Below are 5,980 nucleotides of genomic sequence, written 5' to 3'. Positions count from 1 at the left end.
CTCAGCACTCAGCACTCAGCACTCAGCACTCAGCACTCAGCACTCAGCACTCAGCACTCAGCACTCAGCACTCAGCACTCAGCACTATTCAGTGTTTCACAATCCAAAATCTCAAATGGTTGGAGTTAGAAAAACAGAGCTAGCGGGAAAAATACTTTCATAAACTAGGTCTCATTTCAAGAAGGGTTGATACTGAATGAATACAGCAATTGAGTCGATAGCCAAGATATCAGACTATCAAATTAGCGAACAACTGTATGCAGGATCGAGAACCCTAGTTTATCGGGCAATTCGTGAGTCGGATTTATTGCCAGTAGTTATCAAACTGAGCGAACAAGAGTATCCTACCTTCAATCAACTGCTTCAGTTTCGCAATCAGTATACTATTGCCAAAAATCTCGATTTACCTGGTATTGTCCGCCCCTACAGCTTGGAACCTTACCGCAACAGCTATGCCCTAGTGATGGAGGACTTTGGCGGCGTTTCTCTGAGAGATTGGATCAACAGCAAAATAGATCGCAAACCAGATTTATTAACATTTTTGCAAATTGCGATCGCCCTCAGCGACATTCTCAATGGACTTCATCGCCACAGGGTAATTCACAAGGACATCAAACCTGCTAACATCCTCATCAACCCAAACACTCAACAAATCAAGTTAATTGACTTTAGTATTGCTTCTTTATTACCCAAAGAAACGCCAGAAATTCAAAGTCCTAATGTCATAGAAGGTACTCTGGCTTATCTTTCTCCAGAACAAACTGGACGGATGAACCGAGGTATTGACTACCGTAGTGATTTCTACTCGCTTGGCGTTACCTTCTTTGAAATACTTACAGGACAACTTCCCTTTCAATCGAATGACCCGATGGAGTTGGTTCACTGTCATATCGCTCAACAACCTCCATTGTTAGAAAGTAAAAGCGAACAGATTCCGCAAGTTATTTCAGATATTGTGATGAAACTGATGGCAAAGAATGCCGAAGACCGCTATCAGAGTGCCTTGGGTCTGAAATATGACTTAGAAAAATGCTTGGCTCAATGGCAGGATACAGGCAGCATTGAATTATTTCATTTGGGAGAGCGAGACGTATGCGATCGCTTTATCATCCCGGAAAAACTCTACGGTCGTCAAACTGAAGTACAAAGTCTGTTGGATGCTTTCGAGCGAGTTAGCCAGGGAAGCAAGGAAATTACTTTGGTGGCTGGTTTTTCTGGTATCGGCAAAACTGCTGTAGTCAACGAAGTCCACAAGCCAATTGTGCGGCAACGGGGTTACTTTATTAAAGGGAAGTTTGACCAATTTGGGCGCGATATCCCTTTCTCTGCTTTTGTGCAGGCTTTTCGAGATTTGATGACGCAACTGCTAAGTGAAAGCGACGCTCAATTGGCACATTGGCAAACCAAAATTCTCTCCGCGCTGGGCGACAACGGACAAGTTCTGGTTGAGGTGATTCCAGAATTAGAAGCCATTATTGGCAAACAGCTTCCCGTACCAGAACTCTCTGGTAGTGCAGCTCAAAGTCGCTTCAATCTGCTGTTTGGGAAATTTATTCAAGTTTTTACTGCACCTCAACATCCGTTAGTTATTTTCATTGATGATTTGCAATGGGCAGACTCAGCTTCACTCAAGTTAATGCAACTGTTGATGAGTGCTGCGGAAACTCATTATTTGTTGTTTATCGGGGCTTACCGAGATAACGAAGTTACCCCAACCCATCCATTGATGTTGACCGTAGAAGAGATGCAGAAATCACAAGTCACCGTCAACACAATAACTTTGGCTGCTCTCGATCTGCAATCTGTAAATCAGTTAATTGCCGATTCTTTGAGTTGTTCTGATGAGTTGGCGTTACCGTTGACGAATTTGGTTTTTGGCAAAACTAAAGGCAATCCTTTTTTTGCCACCCAGTTTCTCAAAGCGTTGCACGAAGATAAACTGATTACATTTAATTTTAGTGGTTTTTGGGAATGTGACATTGCTCAAGTGCGATCGCTTGCGCTTACCGATGATGTTGTAGAATTCATGGCAATTCAACTTCAAAAGTTGCCAAAACAGACTCAAGCTGTCTTGAAGTTAGCGGCTTGTGTGGGCAACCAATTTGATTTAGCAACATTGGCAATCGTCTATGAAAAATCCCAAGTGGAAACAGCCGCAGACTTTTGGAAAGCTGTGCAAGATGGATTAACGATTCCGACCAATCAGGTGTATAAGTTTTATCACCAAGAAAGTCATGAAACAACAGTTGCCCAATCCCCAATTACCTCCGAACAAATCTCAAGTTACCGATTCCTCCACGATCGCGTCCAGCAAGCTGCCTACTCTCTAATTCCCGAACCTCAGAAAAAAGCTACTCATCTGAAAATCGGGCAATTACTGTTAAAGAACACATCGCCAGCAGAAATTGAATCCAATATTTTTGATATTGTTAATCAGTTAAATGAGGGAATTGAAATAATTACTCAACAATCAGAAAAAGATGAATTGGCACAACTAAATCTCCTGGCTGGGAAAAAAGCAAAGGCTTCTACTGCTTACAAAGCTGCTGTGAAATACTTCACCACAGGTAGAGAATTACTTAAAAAGGAAAGTTGGCGATCGCACTATTGTCTCACTTTTAATTTATATCGAGAATCCGCAGAATGTGAATATTTAAATGGGAATTTTCAGCAAACAGAGAAACTATTTGATATCGCCCTAAATCATACTCAAAATAAATTTGACCGAGCAGAGATTTATGGCATTCAAATGTACCTGAAAATGACTCAAGGTGAAAATATAGCAGCTGGTTTAGAAGCTGGATTGAAAGGTTTGAGCGTTATGGGGATAAATCTTCCAGTCACAGATCAAGAACAAAAAGCAGCGATCGCAGCTCAACTTCAAGAATTAAAAGCTCGATTAAAAGGGGTTGCTGTGGCAGATTTATTCGATTTGCCCCAGATGACAGATCCAGTTAATAAAGTCTGTATGAGTCTTTTAGCTGACATTTGGGCAACTGCTTATATGGCAGGAAATCAATACCTCAGCGATTTGATACCTTTATTCATGATTAATTTATCTTTAAAATATGGCAATGCCGAAAGTTCTGGTTTTGCTTACTCTATCTATGGAATGAGTCTAGCAAATCAAGAAAGTTATCAAACAGCTTATGAGTTTGGTAAATTAGCACTAAAACTCGATAGCCATTTCAATAGTACCCAATTTATTCCTAAGACTAATAATATTTTTGCCCATACAATTAATCCTTACAATCAGCATTTAAAAACGAATGTGCCGATTTCTACTCAATCATTCCAAACCAGTCAAGAAACAGGAAACTTAGTGTTTGGTGTTTGGGCGGTTTCGTTTATCATTTGGGCAATGTTAATTAAGGGCGATCGCCTATCGGAGGTCTATGCAGAAACAGAGAAATATCTCAGCTATGTGCAGCAAGTCAATGATGTTAATATGCTGTATGCGTTTACTTTACAGCGGCAGTTTTTATTACACTTACAAGGCATATCGCAAAAAACCGATTTATTAGATGAGTCTAACGATGGAGATATTCCTTATATAGAAGTTTGGCGAGAAAAGAATAACTTTGAGCATGGCATAAATTGGTACTGCTTCTTAAAAATCCAATTATCGTATCTTTATGGTCGCTATAGAGATGCCGTTCTCGCAGCAGCATCAGCAAAGAAAACGCTTCCTAGCAACTCTGGTTTTTTTCCAATTATTCAATATTATTTCTATTATCCACTCGCTTTAGCAGCACTCTATCCCAATGCTACATCCGAGGAGCAAAAGCAGTATTGGGAAATTATGCAACAGCATCAACAAATTCAAAAAAACTGGGCAAATAGTTGTCCGCAAAACTTTTTGCACCGATATCTTTTATTATCTGCGGAAATGGCAAAAATTTCTGGCAATTTTCTGGAGGCGATACAATTATACGATCGCGCCATTAGCGAAGCTAAAGCCAACGAATACTTCAACGAAGAGAGCCTTGCCAACGAACTAACAGCCAAGTTTTATTTAGAATGGGGCAAAGAACGTATTGCCCAAGAGTATTTGATTAATGCTTACTACGGCTACGCCCGATGGGATGCTAAAGCCAAAATCGACGATCTAGAACAGCGCTATCCGCAACTGCTAGCCCCCATCTTACAACAGACGCGATCGCCGCTAGCACCCTATGAAACCATTGCTACCTTGCACCGAACTGTTAATAAAACAGCAACCTCTAGCGACAGTGGCTCGGTCATGCTGGATATGTCAACAGTTATCAAAGCTTCTCAGACTCTTTCTAGTGAAATTGAACTAGAGAAATTACTTACTATCTTGTTGCAAGTGGTAATTGAAAATGCTGGAGCCGATAAGTGTGCGTTGCTATTGCTCAAAGAAGGTAGATTAGTTGTTGAGGCGATCGCTCAAATTGGGCAAGAATCATCCGTAGTGCAATCCATTTTTGTTGAGGATAGTGCAGACGTTCCCCGCAGTCTGATTTACACGGTTCAACGCAGCCTGCTACCCAGTGCGATCGCCGACATCACATTGTATCCGGTGTTGGTAGCCGACCCTTACATCATTCGTCAGCAACCTCAAAGTTTGTTGTGTATGCCGATTCTGCATCAAGGCAAACTGTTGGGGATTTTATACCTAGAGAATAATCTGACTGCTGGGGCATTTACAAGCGATCGCGTCGAAATTCTCAATCTCATCTGCACTCAGGCTGCTATCTCCTTAGAAAATGCTCGGCTTTATCACGAATCTCAACGCTTGTATCAAAAATCGCAGGAATATGCCCAACAGTTACAATACTCATTCCTAGAACTCCAGCAAATGCAACTGCAATTAGTGCAGAGCGAAAAAATGTCAGCATTAGGCAACTTAGTTGCAGGTGTTGCCCATGAAATCAATAATCCTGTTGGCTTTATTGCTGGCAACATCGAACCAGCTAAAGATTATGTCAAGGATTTATTGGCGCTAATCGACCTTTATCAAGAGAAGTTTCCCGATTCTGACTCAGATATTGCAGATGAAATTGAGGCGATCGACCTGAATTATTTACGCGAAGATTTACCGAAATTGTTGGATTCCATGCAACTGGGTGTCGATCGTATTCGCAGTATCAGCACTAGTTTGCGAACCTTCTCCAGAAGCGATAAAGATTACAAAGTTCCTTTCAACATTCACGACGGAATTGACAGCACAATTCTGATTCTCAGACACCGTTTAAAAGCTAACGAAAATCGTCCAGAAATTGAGATAGTTAAAGACTATGGCAAGCTACCTTTAGTTAATTGCTTTGCCGGACAACTCAATCAAGTGTTTATGAATTTACTGGCAAATGCCATTGATGCGCTAGAAGAATCCAATAAAGGGCTGAGTCTAGAAGTAATTCAAGCCAACCCGAATCGCATCACCATCCAGACTCGCGTAGCATCGAGTCAGGACGTTTTGATTCAAATTGCTGACAACGGAGTAGGGATATCACAAGAAGTTCAGCAGAGAATATTTGACCATTTATTCACCACTAAAGCTGTAGGAAAAGGAACCGGATTAGGATTGGCGATCGCCCATCAAATCGTAGTAGAAGGACATGGAGGTACAATTACAGTAAATTCCGTACTCCAAGAAGGGACAACATTTGTAGTGACGCTACCCATCGAAGATACGGGAACGCGCACAGAGTTGCAAAAATAAGTAGGTCGGCGTAAATAATTATTGTTGAGATGAGGCAGAGGAGCAGGGGAGCAGAGGAGAAATTATTTGTATCATTTATTTGGTGAAATGGTATAAGCTGTTGCGCCTACAAGTTGCATTAGACATAGGAGTGATAATTAGTTCTGCGTTGTCCGAAATTCTAAGCAGGGGCGCTGTTACGTTTGCCCTTACATCATTTCACCTGATGTCTGTTATATCTTTTAGGTAAACCTGCAAGTCCGCTCCTCTGCCTCTCTGCCCCTCTGCTCCTCCGCCCCTCTGCCCCTCTGCCCC

General features: G+C 41.6%; 1 protein-coding gene. It reads left to right on the top strand.

Annotated features, from left to right (window positions below):
• The first annotated feature begins 196 nt into the window (after positions 1–196).
• The gene (locus I8752_RS20895) at positions 197–5,686 is read left to right on the top strand and encodes a trifunctional serine/threonine-protein kinase/ATP-binding protein/sensor histidine kinase (protein WP_214434210.1); all 5,490 of its coding nucleotides are present in this window, start codon (positions 197–199) and stop codon (positions 5,684–5,686) included.
• Positions 5,687–5,980: the final 294 nt, after the last annotated feature.

The organism is Dendronalium phyllosphericum CENA369 (assembly GCF_016056275.1).
Lineage (GTDB): Bacteria > Cyanobacteriota > Cyanobacteriia > Cyanobacteriales > Nostocaceae > Dendronalium > Dendronalium phyllosphericum.
This window is presented reverse-complemented; position numbering and strand designations above follow the sequence as displayed.